General features: G+C 43.4%; 16 protein-coding genes and 1 pseudogene. 10 read left to right on the forward strand and 7 right to left on the reverse strand.

Annotation, left to right across the window (positions count from 1 at the left end; genetic code table 11):
• Positions 1-208 (forward strand): hypothetical protein (locus ACTQ53_RS16040; RefSeq protein ID WP_441934183.1); only part of this gene is annotated, 208 nt, incomplete at its 5' end.
• Here ACTQ53_RS16040 and ACTQ53_RS16045 read toward each other — a convergent pair.
• The 7 genes from ACTQ53_RS16045 to ACTQ53_RS16075 form a co-directional block, all read right to left on the reverse strand.
• Positions 184-1,227, reverse strand: a complete 1,044-nt coding sequence (locus tag ACTQ53_RS16045) for an iron chelate uptake ABC transporter family permease subunit (protein WP_441934185.1) — start codon at positions 1,225-1,227, stop codon at positions 184-186. The genes ACTQ53_RS16040 and ACTQ53_RS16045 overlap by 25 nt on opposite strands.
• 39 nt (positions 1,228-1,266) lie before the next feature.
• Complete coding sequence (locus ACTQ53_RS16050) at positions 1,267-2,682, reverse strand: ABC transporter substrate-binding protein (protein WP_441934187.1); 1,416 nt, start codon at positions 2,680-2,682, stop codon at positions 1,267-1,269.
• Positions 2,683-2,728: 46 nt separating this feature from the next.
• Positions 2,729-3,289, reverse strand: coding sequence for a GNAT family N-acetyltransferase (locus ACTQ53_RS16055; RefSeq protein ID WP_254970348.1), 561 nt, complete (start codon positions 3,287-3,289; stop codon positions 2,729-2,731).
• A gap of 12 nt (positions 3,290-3,301) precedes the next feature.
• Positions 3,302-3,454, reverse strand: a complete 153-nt coding sequence (locus ACTQ53_RS16060; protein ID WP_217327071.1) for a hypothetical protein — start codon at positions 3,452-3,454, stop codon at positions 3,302-3,304.
• A 247-nt stretch (positions 3,455-3,701) separates the two neighbouring features.
• A complete protein-coding gene (locus ACTQ53_RS16065; protein ID WP_441934190.1) occupies positions 3,702-4,238 on the reverse strand; it encodes a hypothetical protein in 537 nt (178 codons plus the stop codon).
• A gap of 81 nt (positions 4,239-4,319) precedes the next feature.
• The gene (locus ACTQ53_RS16070; RefSeq protein ID WP_441934192.1) at positions 4,320-5,369 is read right to left on the reverse strand and encodes a CHC2 zinc finger domain-containing protein; all 1,050 of its coding nucleotides are present in this window, start codon (positions 5,367-5,369) and stop codon (positions 4,320-4,322) included.
• A 30-nt stretch (positions 5,370-5,399) separates the two neighbouring features.
• Positions 5,400-6,959, reverse strand: a complete 1,560-nt coding sequence (locus ACTQ53_RS16075; protein ID WP_295346614.1) for a hypothetical protein — start codon at positions 6,957-6,959, stop codon at positions 5,400-5,402.
• Between the two features lie 478 nt (positions 6,960-7,437).
• Between ACTQ53_RS16075 and ACTQ53_RS16080 the strand changes: the two are divergent.
• The 9 genes and pseudogenes from ACTQ53_RS16080 to ACTQ53_RS16120 form a co-directional block, all read left to right on the forward strand.
• Positions 7,438-7,635, forward strand: a pseudogene (locus ACTQ53_RS16080) (Arm DNA-binding domain-containing protein); the annotation flags it as partial.
• 606 nt (positions 7,636-8,241) lie between these two features.
• The gene (locus ACTQ53_RS16085; protein ID WP_294935524.1) at positions 8,242-8,439 is read left to right on the forward strand and encodes a hypothetical protein; all 198 of its coding nucleotides are present in this window, start codon (positions 8,242-8,244) and stop codon (positions 8,437-8,439) included.
• Between the two features lie 180 nt (positions 8,440-8,619).
• Positions 8,620-9,531: a helix-turn-helix transcriptional regulator gene (locus ACTQ53_RS16090; protein WP_441934195.1), complete on the forward strand. Its 912-nt coding sequence runs from the start codon at positions 8,620-8,622 to the stop codon at positions 9,529-9,531.
• A 13-nt stretch (positions 9,532-9,544) separates the two neighbouring features.
• Positions 9,545-10,609, forward strand: coding sequence for a hypothetical protein (locus ACTQ53_RS16095; protein ID WP_294935518.1), 1,065 nt, complete (start codon positions 9,545-9,547; stop codon positions 10,607-10,609).
• A gap of 17 nt (positions 10,610-10,626) precedes the next feature.
• Positions 10,627-11,466, forward strand: coding sequence for a hypothetical protein (locus ACTQ53_RS16100; RefSeq protein ID WP_441934197.1), 840 nt, complete (start codon positions 10,627-10,629; stop codon positions 11,464-11,466).
• Positions 11,467-11,510: 44 nt separating this feature from the next.
• The gene (locus ACTQ53_RS16105; protein ID WP_441934199.1) at positions 11,511-13,460 is read left to right on the forward strand and encodes a hypothetical protein; all 1,950 of its coding nucleotides are present in this window, start codon (positions 11,511-11,513) and stop codon (positions 13,458-13,460) included.
• The gene (locus ACTQ53_RS16110) at positions 13,441-13,968 is read left to right on the forward strand and encodes an HAD domain-containing protein (RefSeq protein ID WP_441934201.1); all 528 of its coding nucleotides are present in this window, start codon (positions 13,441-13,443) and stop codon (positions 13,966-13,968) included. Before ACTQ53_RS16105 ends, ACTQ53_RS16110 begins: the two co-directional genes overlap by 20 nt.
• 99 nt (positions 13,969-14,067) lie before the next feature.
• Positions 14,068-16,107, forward strand: coding sequence for a hypothetical protein (locus ACTQ53_RS16115; protein WP_441934203.1), 2,040 nt, complete (start codon positions 14,068-14,070; stop codon positions 16,105-16,107).
• A gap of 229 nt (positions 16,108-16,336) precedes the next feature.
• Positions 16,337-16,858, forward strand: coding sequence for a hypothetical protein (locus ACTQ53_RS16120; protein WP_294935507.1), 522 nt, complete (start codon positions 16,337-16,339; stop codon positions 16,856-16,858).
• Positions 16,859-17,014: the final 156 nt, after the last annotated feature.

The raw sequence follows: 17,014 nt of genomic DNA on the forward strand, positions 1-17,014 counted from the left end.
CTTGCTTTCAGATTGCCGAGTGCAGCATATCTTCTACAAAGATAATGCAAACGAGCGCAATGAAAGCTTGCTTTCAGATTGCCGAGTGCAGCATATCTTCTACAAAGATAAAAAGAATAATTCAAATATCCAAGAAACTCTTGAAAAAATTGATTTTGCCGTCCCCCTTTTCTTGCCTTTTCCCTATCTCCTCTTCACCAAAACATAGATGATGACGGGGGCACCGAACAAAGGGGTGACGGCATTCAGGGGGATGATGCCACCGCCCGAAGGGAGGGTGCAGAAGAGATTGCAGAGAAGGGCAAGGACTGAACCCAACAGCATCGTGACGGGCAACAGCCGGCGATGATTCTCCGTACCGATGAGGAGACGGGCGATGTGGGGAGTGGCTAGACCGATGAAGGCAATGGGACCGCAGAAGGCGGTAACCACTGCCGTGAGAAAGCCCGTGATGAGGAGCAGAATGATGCGCAGACGCCTGATGTTGAAACCCAGATTCTCGGCATACTGTTCGCCTAACAGCATGGCATTCAGCGGTTTGACAAGGAGCAGGGAGGCGATGAGGGCGATGAGGGCAAGCGGAATGAACCATAATACCTGCGCAGCCGAAACATTGCCAAAGCTTCCCATGCCCCAGACCATATACGATTTCACGCCCTCTGCCGTGCTGAAGAAATTGAGCAGTGAGATGGCGCTGCTGGCAAGATAGCCCACCATCAGACCGATGATGAGCAGCACCGTATGACTGCGCACGATGGCAGAAAAGAAGGTGATGACAGCCATCACGAGCATCGCTCCCACGAAGGCTGCGATGAGAATGGCGAGAAAACCGCTCACTCCTACTCCAGCTGTGGCACCATTGCCTAGAAAGTCTGCACCCATGAAATCGCCCAGGGCGATGTTGCCGCCAAAGGCAAGCATCACAATGGCAACAGCCAGTCCGGCTCCGCTGCTGATACCGAATACGTCAGGACCCGCCAGGGGGTTGCGGAAGGCTGTCTGCAGGAGCAAGCCGCTCGTGGCGAGGGCTGCGCCCGAAAGGAGGGCGGTAAGAGCCGCAGGCAAGCGCGATTCCATTACGATATAGCGGAAGCTGTCAGCTTCATCTCCGTGATTTCCAGCGAGTATAGCCCCCACATCCTGCCACGGGATGTTTACACTCCCCCATGCCAGGTTGGCGAAAAACAGTATGATAATGGCGATTGCCCCTAAAACGATGGTTTTCATTCACTAAAACTATTTCTTGTAAAATCTCTGATTAAAGCCCTATTTCTTATAGAATTTCAATTTGCCGAACCGGCTGCCATGCGCCAGGATGATGAACTCTCTGAGCAGCAGCTCGGGATGAAAGCTCGCAAGCTCGAAATAAGGCACCGTAGAGGTATCTACCTGATAGATATTGCCCCGGCTGAAGGCGGCAAGAGCCTTGTAACCGTCATATTCCTGAAGCAGCTGAACCTGCGACAAAGGAGCACCTCCGAAGTATTTGAATGCCCATACATCCACCTGGCTTCCCTTCGCCAGAATCTGCTCCGGACTCATCGGCAGACTTCCGCTGTGCTTATCATCCGAGAAGATATAACGGGCGTTGGCATCCTTCAGGAGAATGCCGATAGTGCTCTGTCCACCAGGCACATACCATACATTGCCCGTTTTTCTTTCGGTCAATATCGAAAGTCCCTTGGGTAGCTTTCCAGCCTCAGCCTTCAACTTCAGATACTCCTTTTCAATCTTCGCAAAAAGAGAATCAGCCTTTAATTCGCAAGATGCAGGAAGAGTAGCCTCTGATGCTTTTCCGGCAACAGTAGTTAATGCTTTTCCGGCAACAGTAGTTAATGCTTTTCCGGCAACAGTAGTTGAAATATTCTTGCCTTTTCCAAAGAGCATGCCGTAGAATTTCATCCATTCCGCCCTTCCCAGTGGCGAAGACTCCATATAGTCGGCAGCTTCAATGATGGGGATATGCAGCTTGTCGAGCTTGCCATATCCACCGCTGTTCTCGAAGGGTGAAACGAGGATGGCTTCGGGTTTCAGGGCGATGATGCGTTCGATGTCGGGAGCCATGCTCGAACCGCAATCCACGATGGAATTCTGGGCAGAAGCATTTCCGGAAGAAGCATTTCCAGAAGAAGCATTTCCGGAAGAAGCATTTCCGGAAGAAGCATTTCCGGAAGAAGCCTTCCCTGCAGAAGCAGCCCTCTTCCTGACATCCGGAATATTGATGTAATTGAGGTCGCAGACGCCACGGATAGCCTGCTGGCATCCCAGTTCGTACATCAGCTGGCAATGGGGAGCAATGAAAACGGCACTCCTCTCCACCGGTGTCCTCACGGTATCGGTAGTGCATCCCATGCCCGAAGTGCGCTGCAGGGCGAGTCGGGTAACCGTCTTGTCCCCCTCCTCTCCCTTCGGAATCAGGATGTAGCGATGCAGCAGCGTCCCCGCCTTCCAGGGGTTCGCAACGTTCACCTCAGCATACTGATACTCAGCGTCTTCCGCATCCTTATCCGAAGATGCAGTCCCCTTCTCCCCATACTTCACGATGGTTAGCAGTTTGACATACTTCATCTTCAGAGTATCCCCCTCTTCAGCCTCTCCCGCCGTCGTCTTTCCGCCCTGGCAGGCAGTCAGCACAAGGAGCGTCAGGAGTGCCCCGAATATATATTTTTTTCTGTTCATCATAATTGGTTAATTAAGGAATACGTAAATATATTATTCCAAAACCTTACTATTTAATATTTTCCTGATAATTAGAAGCCAAATCATAATACATTAATTTGGTATGCTCATTGTTATCCTTACTTGTCAAGGGTAAAAAGCCATTCTTTTCATAGAAAGGAACTGCCGCCTTATAAGCATCAACTGTTATAAACCGACAACCAGTTTTATTATTTATAACAAACAAGGTTTTAATAAAGTCCAAGAGGAAAGAGCCCATACCTGTACCTCGACATTCTATATCAACCCCTAATCTACAAAGTTTTACGGCTGGATAACTTCTCAATCTTTTCTCTTGAACAAAGCGATGTTTTCTAAATCTATTAAATTCGCTATTAGAATTGAAATCCGTTATAGAAACCTTATCATTAGCTAGACTAAAATATGCAGCAATCTGATGCTGCTTATCTTCTACAACGTATGTAACCGCAAGCATTGCCTGCTTGTAAAGACCAGCTTCCTGAATAACGAAATCATTCAAGTCTTCATCTCCACAATCAAATGCGGTTACACATTCCATACCTGCCAAACTATGCACAGTATACCTAGTTTGAAACTCTTCCTCTGTCATACGCCATTCTTTTTAACCTTGAAATACACTCATGACTGCATGATAATGCTTCATTCTTTCTTCATATTGCTCCTTACTTTCCTTTGGTGGATTTTTCATTCTTGCCTCAAACTTGCGAGCATCACCACCATAAAGAATCGGAGTTTCTCTAATTGGTCTTGCCATAATACATTCCTCCTTGAGTTTATTAATTAATAATCTTTAATAGGTATTATTCTTATATATAACTGAATTGTTATTTACCTAATCCGCTTCAAAATTACAAAAAGTTTGGGAGATAATAGCTTTTTTTAGAGAAAACTTTTGGTTTTGTACGTAAATTCCTAGTTTTTATGGTTATTCTGCGTTTCTATGAATATAAAAACAGCGAAAGATGACATCCAAGGATGCCATCTTTCACCTCTCTCCCCACCTACTCTATCCTGATAACCACTTCGCCCCCGCGTCTCAGCACCTTGTTTACACGGTCGAAGAGCTGGAGGAAGAGTTCCTGGCTTCTGAGGACGAAGCCGGGAGGACAGGCCTCGCCGATGAGGATGCCGCCCTGGCGGAGACGGAACGGACCATTGCCCGGCTGGAGCATGGGGCACGAAAGGGCATGAAGCTCATCCAGGCGCCCGAACCTATGATGCTTGCGCTCCAGGCGACAGCGCTCGCAGATTTCGGGGAGAGGAAGAGGCGAACAGCCCACCCCTGATGAAGCATCAGAAGAAGAGGAAGCCTCCTTCTTCACCGCCTCCAAGAACATCATCTTGCGGGCGAAACTGCGGCATTTAGCCACCACTACGCGATATTCACCAGGCTCCAGGCAGCCCCCCTCGCGCTCTACTGTATCGCAAATATGCTCGTGGTCAACAACGCCACCCTTGCGATCTGCTATTTCCTGACTGAGGCGACCCACTACGGCGCCACGAACTGTACGAAAACGATTTAATACTAATTTCATCATAACAGACAATAACCGATAAAAATAACAAACAATATCTACCCCAAAAGCTATTGAGAAAACATTTGAAATTCACATTCACTTTCACATTTTCTGAACGTAAGAGGACTGATAATAATCAGATAAATCCTTGCATCCTTCGGGCAACTGATGATACACCAACTGCGGAAACATCTCCTTCAATTTCATATAGAGACTAATGCCAGGCTTATCCTGATCTGGCCACATGTGAAGATTTCTTCCCGACAAAAGACTGCGACATTCTTCATTACAAAGTGTAGCACTGGGTATTGCTATCGCCTTATAACCCATAGACATAGCACTCCAACAGTCGGTACATCCCTCAGTAATAACCAAAGGTTCATTATCAGCTACTTGGGGCAAAATCTGCATCCCGTATACCATAGGTTTGCTGCCAGGTGCAAATTTAAACCGGGGCTTCTCCTTAGATTTATCCCCCAGAAATCTGCTCTGTACCGTTAGCAATCTTCCATCCACCCCATAGTAAGGTATGAGCAGGGAAGGCCCATCAAAAAACTTACCACCAAAGCGATAGCCAGCGATAGAAAAATCTGTACTTACCACTCTGCACCAATAGATGTATTCGGGGCGCAGCTTTCGCTGTTCGAAAAGGAAATCCCTTGCCGTCTCGGTGAGTTTCTTTCCCTCAAGCATTCTCATGAGATAATCTACATCCGGCTGATGCTGGAATGGTCCTCTAAGGTTGATTCTGTCCGTATCGCATTCCGTTTTCTGCTGCCTGTCCGTATCGCATTCCGTTTTCTGCTGCCTGTCCGTATCGCATTCCGTTTTCTGCTGCCCGACCGTACCCCTTGCTGGCTGTCGGCCATTCCCCACAACAATACCGAAGTTTCTTCCCAACCATTGGCAGGCTTCGGTAAAAGAGAGATTCTCCCGCTTCATCACCAGGTCGATATTATCACCACCCCACCCGCATGCAAAACAATGGCAAGTATTGGTTGATGGCCAGAAATGCAAGCTCGGATTAGAATCGTTATGACTGATACAGAGCGCATTGCGATGACGCAAGCCTATTCCCAAAGCATCAGCCACCACCAGTATATTGATGCCTCTAAGTTTAGAGAGCGTGATTGAATCTATATATTCTGCCATATAATAATTGATTTTTTAATACGTGAAAATCTATTTATCAGGAATATCATCATCAGCTGCATGGGTAGTTTTCTGCTGCGTTTTTCTAAGCACTTTCTTGTTCTCACCCTTTTTAGGCTTCTCGAGCCATCCCCATCTGCGCCAGTTGCATACCATGTTGCGGGCAGGGGTCTTGAGCCCCTTCTGCGTCAGAAATTCCTCCAGGAACTGATAAGAAAATTCCTGTGGCAACTCGCTGAAATAGTCTACTGTATGATAAGGCTCTCCTTCACCCTCGGCAGAAATCTGCTCGAAAGCCTTGCCCCACCGCTGCAACATATTACGCAAGATGTGGTCGGCACAAGCCAGATAGGTCTGCCTAACCAGTTTCCGGATTTCCTTCTCGCTTTTCTTCCCCTCAACCTTGTATAGCACTTGCATGAGGGCAGCGATGCGGAAGGCTGAAACCGAACTGCGCTTGTAGAAGACATCCATCGACTTGGACATGGTTTTCACCACCTGCTGGCGGCAGTCGTTACACCATTTTACCACCGTCTTGTAGAGCCAGCTCATATCTTCCTCTATCTCCTGATGGAATTTTCCATCTTCCTCATAGCACAACCCGAAGAGCTTATCCAACGTATTCTCCAGCTCCTTACGCTGCATATCGGTCAACGCCTGAAACTGAGGCGGATTGTCGCCCAGATGACTGATGAGCGGGCATAAAATAGTACGAGTAACCGAACCGCCCTCAATGGCAGCCTTGTTCATATATCTGCTCACCGCACTCTGGGTGCCGCAGAAAACGAACGACAGCAAGGCATCTACCATGGCACTATAGCTGGTTTCGCTCATGAAATCCTGACCATAGACGCTGCCCAGATCGTATGCCGTCTTGATAACCTGCGAGAGGTCGGCAAACTGGCGCTTGGCAGAATGCACGATGGCAGAAATCTCATCGGCAAATTCGAAGAGCGTCTTCGGAGCACCATAGAGCTTGACTGCAGCATCGCATCGCTTGATGAACATGGTGAGCGATACGGTTTCGGGCAGGATGGTGATGTCGGTCTTCGGTTCGGGTGGCAGCTTGCCATCCTTCTTTCCCTGGCGTCGCTTCAGGGCAGCATACTCCTGCTCCTTGGCTCTCATTTCGCTGTCGCGCTCGATGAAAGGTTTCATCAGGGTACGCATGATGTATCTGGCAAACGACTTTCCGCTCGACTGCTCGCCCTCTACGATGACCTGCAGCACGATGGCCGATTTTTCTCCCTGATTATCATACACATACTGTATTCTGACACGTGTAAGATAAACGCTGAGCATGGCAGCAGCCACCACCAGCGTAGGATACTTGAGTTCAGAAGGCGAAGTGATCATCCATTCTCTGATGCCCGACGGATAATCCTTATCGGCAATCAGGTGATGCATGGGCATCTCTTCATTCTCTTCAGCCTGTTCAGCCAGCTTTTTTCCTATCAACCCAGATGCCAGCTTTGCTCCTTTCAACCCAGATGATACCATGTTATTGATTCCGCCCTTGGTATCCTCAGGCTTTGCCACTGGATTAGTCTGAGACGCTTCCTGTGGAGGTATTTTCTTTCCTTTTTCCATAATCCCAATCATTGATTATTTCTGTATGCAAAAGTAAGGAAAAAAAGCCTCCCCGGCAATAGGCGTCCTGCCGGTTCGCCTCCTACTAAGCCTCATCGCCGGCAACTAAGCCTTCCGCTAAGCCTCCAGCTCATCTGAAGGCATAAAAAAAGCACTTTCTGCTTGCAAACGAAGCAAAAAGTGCTGATACTATATTATTTCTAAAAAGAACGCCTAAAAAAGCAAGAGATAGCAGAATGATGCTTTTATTTTGAGTTTCAAGTGGTTGTGACTGTCGTTGGCTTTAAGTGGCATAGACGAGGGAAAGCGAAAAACGCAGATTGGAGAAACAGAAACGCTTTCAAATCATTACCTCGCAGAAACGCCCTAATAAGCATTTTTAACGGTGGCGGTTCAATCTTCTCCATTCTGCGTAAGTTTTGGTTTTGCCATGCAGCTCTCATAGTTTAATTTTGCACCGAACAAAAAAGTAAGAATTATGAGATGCACTTTCAAGACAGTCTTCTATGTAAATGGAAGCAAGGAGAGAAACGGAAATGTCCCTATCATGGGACGAGTGACAATCAACGGAACTATCGCACAGTTCAGTTGCAAGCAGAGCGTTACCAAGGCTATCTGGGATGCCAAGGGCAACAGAGCCATAGGCAAGAGCAAGGAAGCCAAGGAGGTGAATTTATTGACAGCCATTGTCCTGCAACTCTACGGAGGAACAAATACTTTTAGCTAAGAATGGTCGCATCTTTGACGCTTCGGTTATTTGTGGTCGTATTGACTTATTGACGTACAGATTCACTGTCGTATGGAAGTACAGTTGCAATTTGATCAAGAAGTATCCATACAAAGAAATGTGTAAACATATATGCATTGATGCCATACGTTTTACATTTTTATCGTATGACATATAAAACGTATGACATGCAGGAATACATTTTTGTTCATCCCGAGGAATGATATTCAAGGGAAACTTATTCATCGGGATTTTTCGTTTTTCATCCTTTAGTGGCGAGAAAATGAGCCTGTCCTTGGAGGCTTTGCGCCTCCAGCCACGGGGCGAACCACCGCAGTGTTTTCAATGGTATTAGATTTATTCTTCCCAAAACATTGTGTCCATAAAGACACAGCAAGGTATGTTTTGAGTAACTCCAAACCTTTTGGGTTACTCTCCAAGATTCTTGTCCTAATTTGGAAAATCTGCTTCGAAATCACTCATTTATTAAACATGTCATATAAATTGAGACACCTTAGCCGTAATTTTGCAGCCGAAATAAAAAATAATTGTATTATGACATTAAAAGAATTACTCGACTCGCTTTCGTTTGACGAAATTGCACCTTTCCTCATAAGGCATTATCATACGATTATGCGCCAGGAGATTTGGTTACTGAAATCGCAGCTTGCTGCTTGTGGCATACATCATTTTTGGGCTACTTACCCTACCAGCGTGAAGAATCTTTCAGAAAAATCACCACAGATAATCTGAAGTTAATATGCACTGCAAAATTCTATAAGAATAAGTTTTCTTAGATTATTCCATCAAAACGGGAAATGATGCAGATTCCTTCTTTCCGCAACGAGATAAGGAGCGATTACGAATAAAAAAATGACTTCAAACACAATATTGAAGAGTATAGAACGTTTTCCATATAAAAAGATTCAAAATATGACTGCATTGGAGAAATATATTTGGATAGTAAGAACACTCTATAACAAAGGAGATAGAGGGTTGTCGCTGAAAGAACTCAACGACAAGTGGATACATGACGAGAACATCAGCAATGGAGAGCCTTTGCCACGGCAAACCTTCGACCGGTGGAAAGGAAACATTCTGATGATGCTCGGCGTGAACATTGAATGCCGGTTAAAAGGTGGTTATCGCTATTACATCTCCAACCCTGAATGTTTGAGTGAAGGTGGGCTGGTCCGTTGGCTACTGGATACGTATTCTACAGCAAATACCTTGTCGCAAAGCATTCAGTTGAAAGACAGAATTCTTGTTGAAGAAATACCATCCAACCGTAACTACTTGACAGACATCATAGAGGCGATGAAGAACAACCATGTGGTGACGCTGACATACAAGAGTTTTATACATGGCTCCTCTCATACGTTTTCTGTAGAACCTTACAGCCTAAAGATGTTCCAAAAAAGATGGTATTTATTGGCGAAGAATCTCGTTGATAACAATCTGCGTATCTATGGGCTTGACCGTTTGGAAAATTTTGAGGAAACCAAAGAACATTTCACGATGCCCAAGAATTTTGATGCAAACACCTATTTTTCCTCATTCTATGGAATAGTAACAGACGAGACCATCCCATTGCAACGCATTGTGGTTCGGGCAAATAGGCAACATCAGCATTATCTTCGTTCTCTGCCATTGCATCCTACGCAGAAAGAGATATTCACCTGCAAGGACTACGCAGACTTCGAACTGACATTGCGTCCTACCTATGATTTCATTATGGAACTGTTACATTTTGGAAATATGATAGAGGTATTGGAACCACAATCCCTACGACAGACCATGAAAGGTTGGGTAAGTGACTTGTGGGAGTTATATGAAAACGACTAACGAAATATAGATTATGGAAAGATTTGATATTAACAAAGAACTCAAAAACTTAGAAGGACTGTCTGTCAGAGCTAAATGCTCTGCATTGGATGACCTATGCTGTACACTAAGAGAAGCCATATCAGATATCAGTAATGCCAAAAATGAGATTTTGGAAGAATACGAGCGTTCTTGCCGAAAGAAATTCATCGATGAGATCAATTCAGATATTAAAGCAAACTACGATGGCAGAATACCCTACGTGGACAATTACGGATATCAAGTTAGCTACGATGGGATTCCCACGTATATCAACTTCTCATGTATAGAAGGAGAATGGTATATCTATTTTACTATATTGGAAGGTAGCCTGAAGCCTGTAAAAGAACTTGTCATAAGAATGGGAGGTGATTCCGAATCCCTGGAGCTACGTGCTTCAGAAGAAAACCTTGTTTGGAAATTCCTGTACGCTTTATACTCTACAGATGACTATACCCGAAAAGAAGTTATCTTCAAGTTCGGTGACCAGGCTAATACTGTCAATTCAGAAAACTGGAAAACAATACCATTAGAAACCATGGATTCAAGAACAGATTGGGTTGTAATTCTGACTGATGACGCAGAAGCTTATCTCAATGAAATAAATGCGATAGTCACAAAAATGAAACACCCTATAACTTGTTTTGTGATAGATTTGCATCCATGTGCCAATTACAAGCATTTACAAAAACTATGGGACAATTATATAATGACCGACAGAGAGTCTGTAGAAGTACTTCTTCGCTTTATACATCATCACCTGGTTAATATGAGCATGATAAGTTTTACGATACAAGATTTTAGAGTATGTAGTGTTCCCTATCCTTTTGTAAAGGCTGTATCTGCTGACATTGTAAAGGATGCTCCTATTGACCCAAATGCACAAGCCATGTGTTATGGTCTATGCTTCGAACAAGCCTGTGAACTTGGAACTTCTTACATGAACGCCTTTGGAAAAGCTCTTGACGAAATTGGTGAGGGCAAGTCTGTGCCATGGTCTATACAGAACTCGTCAGACAATGTCATCGAGGCAATATTCTTTTATGAACGTAAATTTTAATTTAATACATTTTCATCATGAACAATTTAACAAAACAACTGGCTAACTTATATGAGCCAAAGTGGAATGAACTGAAACAACAGTTGGATGCTAAAGGCATCAAGGTACAAGCACCTTTTATGCTGGGTGTAGCATTGGAACATAACAACCAAGGAGGTTATGTTGACGAAAGTTGGTGGACTGATGCCGACTTGAAAGTTATGGTGTTCGGGCAGGAGCCTCTCAATTGGCCTATGCCAATATTGGATGATGGCTCCCAAGTACAGTCTGATGATTTCGTAGAACTATACCAACGTTTTTATTCTGACAACTATAAAGGGGAATATTTCCTTACAGATTCTGACAACCACTTGGCTAAGAATAAGTTCTTCAGCATGGGATTCAATGGTATCATGTCGGGTATCAAAGACTTCGTTCTCGGCGAACAGTATTCCGACAAGAAAGTAGCATACCTTTGGAACAACATTTCAAAGTTGTCTGTAGGTGGACGCAATGGAGTTTGTAAAGAAATACATGAGTTAGAGGAGAAATACTTTCATGTCATCCCACAAGAGATAGAGATCTTGAAGCCCGATGTTCTCGTTTTCTTGACTGGTCCTGGCCAAAACACCTATTACAGCTACATCAAAGAGAACTTCAACGTAAAGGGTTCGCCAATGCCTTTGGCAGGAAATGATATTGACGCAGTGGCAAAACTTGATATTGAAGGCATCAGCCTTGCTTACAAGACCTATCATCCTACAGCGACCAAGGATGGAGACAGAGGCATCACAGATGCCGAGAAGTGGAAGTATTATCATGCCATTTTAGATGACATGAAGGAACATATCCATGATATTTTTCTAAAAGGCAAATAAATCAACTTATGGGAATTGCGACATTTAATAGCATATTGCACCATATGCGGAATAGAAACGCTGATAGTACGGATGATGACATCTTTGAAGATGAACTCCATAATACTATACGTAGGCTGAACTTTGCAGAAGAACAGAATGAAGCCAAGGCTATTCTGTCCGACCTCCAGTCTATGGCAGAAATTCAAAAAAACTGCCTCGTGGAGTATGTTCTTTTGGATTTTGTCATGGGGAAAGGGTGCACGGAATGTTCGAAAGCTGTTTGCGAAGATGCTTTTGGCAAACATCCTACGTTTGCCGACATGATGCGCCATCCTTGGTTCAAGCACCTGATGAGTCATCCTGTAGCAACAGAGCCCTACAGTCCGCTTCCTCCTATAGTACGTAATGATGCCTACTACTGGCGCAATTTCCATTTTCCTCTGTTCTACCATCTTCAGGAAGGTAACAGTTTGGCTTTGGAAGTGTTGGAGCATCTTGCGGCTAAAGGCGACATTCTTTCCATGGAGCGTGTGTCACTTTACTACTTCGATAAATGCCAATTTTCCAAGGCGTTTCTTTTATTTAAAGCTTTGCATGAGAAAATGCAGACAACCGAATGGTATGATTGGGCGATTAAGCAACAAATCACCTACAAACTCGCTCATCTATATACCTATGGAGAAGGTGTAGAGCAAAATCTCGACAAAGCGGCACAATACTACAAAGAACTTGAAAATGGCTACAACTGGGGAAACAGAGCCCAATACCAGTTGGGAAGGATGGCTGAGCAAAGGCATAACTACCTGGAGGCGATGTATTACTATCGTAAAAATATAGATTGTAGCGAGTATGGCAAGTACAGCTTCTACAGGGGAGATAAGCCGAAAGACTTGTTTCCACTTCGATTGGAGATTGCTTTTAGACAGATGAAGAAGAAACTCAACACCATAGTTGACTGCTTGACACTTGCAACCTGCCAGAAGTGCAACGATATGATCCTTCAGCTAAAGGTCATGATGAATGCAACTGTCATGATTGATTGGGGTGACGGAGCAGCAGAATCCAAAAAATGGAAAGTAGACGACTGGGGAGAGGTAAGGCATTCCTATCAATCGCCAGGCCACTACCCTATCACCATCAAAACAGACGAGGAGAACGTATTGACGGGATTCCATATTGTTTCTCACAAGGCAATATGCTCAATAGACGTTTCCGGCTGTAAGGGATTGACGCATCTATTGTGCCCAAATCAAATGTTGAAGCAATTGCTTTTAAACAGGCAAGAATATCTCTCAGTGCTAGATGTTCATGGTAACAGGCTACAAAGTATCAACCTCAGAAGCAACCGGTTGCTTACAATCGTTGATTGTTCTAACAATCCGTTGCAAAAGATAGAAGCAGTGAAGCATCCTCCATTCAGTTTAATGTGCATAAGAAAAACAAGGCTGGGAACTAAAGCAAAAAGGAGATTTCATGAAATCGTTCGTTTGAATGCAGGTCGATTATTGAGTGAGGGCTTTGTTAACCAATTGACAGAGCCGCTTTTGCCTACGTTGCTGTTTTATATAAAGAACAGCACTTGGGAAGATGTCTTGGCATGCTTGCAACAGGAAAACGAAGATTCAAAGGTAAATAATAACTTCACGGTATTGCACAGAGCCTATGCCTTGCTTAAAGCATATCGTCACGTCACTCCGTGCCCATACAAAAATGGTTTTATGTGGACCTCGGGGACTTTTGCCGTTATTGCACATAAGTTTAAATCCAAAAGAACGGGGCAAATAGTAGAATGTGAGGCTTCCGAAGAAGAATTCTATTTGTATGAACGCCCTTGGAGTATGATTCTTGGAACACCAGTAAAAGCATGGGACAATCGTTTGCCATTCATGATGCTTCCACAACATCCAAATGCCTACTATGCAGCCATGTGTTTATATGATATGGTGGACAATAACACTGAAATGAAGAAACATAAAATTCCTAAGATCACTTATGGAAAAGAAAGTTGCTAAAATAATTTTTCTTGACTTTGATGGTGTTCTGAATACAGAATACCATCAAAGACAATTACAGTTTGAAGGAAAAATATGGCAAGACAAGCACGGTGCCAGCTTTGATCCCGAAGCCGTAAAACAGCTGCAAGCCATAGTCGATAAGACTCATGCAGACATAGTAATAGAATCCTCATGGAAATATCTTGGCTTGGAGGCTATGCAGGAAATGTGGCAAGACAGACAACTGCCAGGAAGAGTAATTGACATTACTCCTTCTGTTGTCAGTGATAGCCTGTTGCTTTCTGCAGATTTGGAGCAAATCTCCCCATCTGCACTTCATTGTAAAGGTGCAGAAATAGCCTCATGGCTTTATGATAACAATATACAAGATACCCCGTATGCCATTATTGATGATGAGTATGTTATCTTGGAATCTCAACTTCCACATCTCGTATTGACAAATCCTTACGATGGGCTTACCGAAGAATTGGCAATGAGAGCCATCAACATATTGAATCAACAATAAAACTTTCAAGGAATTTTAATTTAGTTCTAACCTGTCATAAATAATGGGGCACCATAGCCATACCTTTGCACCCAATAGCGTAATTAAAGTTTCAAAGATATGACTAATGATAAATCAAACAAAGAGTTGGATAAATCTACTTTGCGTATTACTCCATTCAATATGATACTTCGTCAGATTCTTGTTGTTAATGCTTACGGAGACAAAAGCCTTCGCGATGAAATACTCCTCCAAGATGAACTGTTCTACAACACCGTCAGTCAGTTGAACTTTTCAAAGGATTCAAGCGAAGTGAGACAGCTGTTGTCCTATCTTCTCGAATCGACAGGAGAGCCTGATAGTTATCTGGTGGAGGAGATTCTGCTGGACTTTGTGATAGGAAAGGGATGCACAGAATGTTCAAGGACTGTCTGCGAAAACATCTTTGGCAAGCATCCTACGTTTGCCGACATGATGCGCCATCCTTGGTTTGAACACTTGATGAATCATCCTGCACAAACCGAACCCTACAATCCGCTTCCTCCATTTGTTCGCAATGACGCTTTCTACTGGCGCAATTTCCATTTTCCTCTGTTCTACCATCTTCAGGAAGGTAACAGTTTGGCTTTGGAAGTATTGGATTATCTTGCGACAAAAGGCGACATTCCTTCCATGGAACGTGTGTCACTTTACTACTTCGATAAATGTCAATTTTCCAAGGCGTTTCTTTTATTTAAAGCTTTGCATGAGAAAATGCAGACAACCGAATGGTATGATTGGGCGATTAAGCAAGAAATCACTGCCAAACTCGCTCGTCTATATACCTATGGATTAGGTGTAGAGCAAAATCTCGACAAAGGGGCTCAATACTACAAAGAGCTTGAAAATGGCTACGACTGGGGAGAGAAAGCAGAATACCAGTTAGGATGGTTGGCTGAGCGAAGGCATAACTATATAGAAGCGATGTGGTACTATAGGAAAAATATTGATAGACACGGGTATGGCAAGTATAGCTTCTACAGGAGAGATAAAGACTTGTTTCCACTTCGATTGGAGATTGCTTTTAGACAGATGAAGAAGAAGCTCAACCCTATAGTTGACTGTCTGACACTTGCGACTTGCCCAAAATGTAACGACATGGTTCTTCAGTTGAAGGTCATGATGAATGCAATAGTCACAATTGATTGGGGTGATGGTGAAACTGAATCAGTAAAATGGAAAGTGGATGACTGGGGACAGGTAAGACATTCATATCAATCGCCAGGCTATTACTGTATTACAATAAAAACAGACGAGGAGAACGTATTGACGGGATTCCATATTGTTTCTCACAAGGCAATATGCTCAATAGATGTTTCCGGCTGTAAGGGATTGACGCATCTATTGTGTCCAAATCAAATGTTGAAACAAATGTCTTTAAGCACGACTGAATATCTCTCTGTGCTTGATGTACATGGAAATAGGCTGCAAAGAATCAACCTCAGAAAGAATCCGTTGCTTACAATCGTTGATTGTTCTAACAATCCGTTGCAAAAGATAGAAGCAGTGAAGCATCCTCCATTCAGTTTAATGTGCATAAGAAAAACAAGGCTGGGAACTAAAGCAAAAAGGAGATTTCATGAAATCGTTCGTTTGAATGCAGGTCGATTATTGAGTGAGGGCTTTGTTAACCAATTGACAGAGCCGCTTTTGCCTACGTTGCTGTTTTATATAAAGAACAGCACTTGGGAAGATGTCTTGGCATGCTTGCAACAGGAAAACGAAGATTCAAAGGTAAATAATAACTTCACGGTATTGCACAGAGTCTATGCCTTGCTTAAAGCATATCGTCACGTCACTCCGTGCCCATACAAAAATGGTTTTATGTGGGTGCGAGGAACATGGGTATTTATTGCACATAAGTTTAAAACCAAAAGGACGGGGCAAATAGTAGAAAGTAGTCAGGCTCTCGAACAAGAGTTCTATTTGTATGAACGCCCTTGGAGTATGATTCTTGGAACACCAGTAAAAGCATGGGACAATCGCCTGCCTTTCATGATGCTTCCACAACATCCAAATGCCTACTATGCAGCCATGTGCTTATATAATATGGTGAACAATGAAAAAGAAATGAAGAAACATAAAATTCCAAAGATCGTTTATGGCAAAGAAACTTTCTAAAATCATCTTTCTTGACTTTGATGGTGTTCTGAATACAGAATACCATCAAAGACAATTACAGTTTGAAGGAAAAATATGGTAAGACAGGCACGGTGCAATGAGAGCCATCAACATATTGAATCAACAATAAAACTTTCAAGGAATTTTAATTTAGTTCTAACCTGTCATAAATTATGGGGCACCATAGCCATACCTTTGCACCCAATAGCGTAATTAAATTTTCAAAGATATGGCAAATGATAAGTTAAACAAAGAGTTGGTTTCTCGTATGATGGACGATGCTGCATGGAAAGAACTCTCCAAAGACTTTCCATGGACAGAACTGTTGCTTGAGAAGTATATGAACTATGTGGACTGGAAAGAAATTTCAAGAAACTACAATGTAGTGTGGACCAAAAGCCTACTTGAAAAATTCAAGCACAGACTTGACTGGCACGAATTGACATCAAACAGTAGTACACTATTGTTTACAGAAGACAACATAGAGACATTTAAGGATTGTTGGGATTGGGAAGTGCTATCAGACAAGTCTTGTATCGATATGACCCACGAACTTTTAATCAAGTATGCTGACAGATGGAATTGGGCATACATAATAGATCGATATGGTGACGATTCTATTACCTACAATGAGGAATTTCTCGAAAAGTATGGAGATTATATTTCTGCATCAGAACTGGGCGGTTCTAAGCTGTGGGACAATATTATCGAACACCGCATAAAAGCGATCAAAAAGAAAATTCTGTCTTAAATTATTATTTTAGGTACCGATACACGACTATTGTCAAAGGAAAGCGGGGGTGTAATTTAAACTGTGTCAAGGCTTGTTCTTAACTTTCATTCCCACTCCCTGCTGGGGGCATGCCCCCAGCAGGGAAGCCTTTTCGGCTGCAAAGTTACATAATTT

Origin of the sequence: Prevotella sp. Sow4_E9_plate (assembly GCF_052116205.1) — a bacterium.
Classification (GTDB): Bacteria; Bacteroidota; Bacteroidia; order Bacteroidales; family Bacteroidaceae; genus Prevotella.

What these genes read in the sequence shown, in the direction of transcription:
- ACTQ53_RS16110 (WP_441934201.1), top strand. Translation starts at nt 13,441, where the DNA reads ATGGAAAAGAAAGTTGCTAAAATAATTTTTCTTGACTTTGATGGTGTT.
- ACTQ53_RS16065 (WP_441934190.1), bottom strand. Translation starts at nt 4,238, where the DNA reads ATGATGAAATTAGTATTAAATCGTTTTCGTACAGTTCGTGGCGCCGTA.
- ACTQ53_RS16075 (WP_295346614.1), bottom strand. Translation starts at nt 6,959, where the DNA reads ATGGAAAAAGGAAAGAAAATACCTCCACAGGAAGCGTCTCAGACTAAT.
- ACTQ53_RS16085 (WP_294935524.1), top strand. Translation starts at nt 8,242, where the DNA reads ATGACATTAAAAGAATTACTCGACTCGCTTTCGTTTGACGAAATTGCA.
- ACTQ53_RS16120 (WP_294935507.1), top strand. Translation starts at nt 16,337, where the DNA reads ATGGCAAATGATAAGTTAAACAAAGAGTTGGTTTCTCGTATGATGGAC.
- ACTQ53_RS16045 (WP_441934185.1), bottom strand. Translation starts at nt 1,227, where the DNA reads ATGAAAACCATCGTTTTAGGGGCAATCGCCATTATCATACTGTTTTTC.
- ACTQ53_RS16055 (WP_254970348.1), bottom strand. Translation starts at nt 3,289, where the DNA reads ATGACAGAGGAAGAGTTTCAAACTAGGTATACTGTGCATAGTTTGGCA.
- ACTQ53_RS16095 (WP_294935518.1), top strand. Translation starts at nt 9,545, where the DNA reads ATGGAAAGATTTGATATTAACAAAGAACTCAAAAACTTAGAAGGACTG.
- ACTQ53_RS16090 (WP_441934195.1), top strand. Translation starts at nt 8,620, where the DNA reads ATGACTGCATTGGAGAAATATATTTGGATAGTAAGAACACTCTATAAC.
- ACTQ53_RS16060 (WP_217327071.1), bottom strand. Translation starts at nt 3,454, where the DNA reads ATGGCAAGACCAATTAGAGAAACTCCGATTCTTTATGGTGGTGATGCT.
- ACTQ53_RS16050 (WP_441934187.1), bottom strand. Translation starts at nt 2,682, where the DNA reads ATGATGAACAGAAAAAAATATATATTCGGGGCACTCCTGACGCTCCTT.
- ACTQ53_RS16105 (WP_441934199.1), top strand. Translation starts at nt 11,511, where the DNA reads ATGCGGAATAGAAACGCTGATAGTACGGATGATGACATCTTTGAAGAT.
- ACTQ53_RS16070 (WP_441934192.1), bottom strand. Translation starts at nt 5,369, where the DNA reads ATGGCAGAATATATAGATTCAATCACGCTCTCTAAACTTAGAGGCATC.
- ACTQ53_RS16100 (WP_441934197.1), top strand. Translation starts at nt 10,627, where the DNA reads ATGAACAATTTAACAAAACAACTGGCTAACTTATATGAGCCAAAGTGG.
- ACTQ53_RS16115 (WP_441934203.1), top strand. Translation starts at nt 14,068, where the DNA reads ATGACTAATGATAAATCAAACAAAGAGTTGGATAAATCTACTTTGCGT.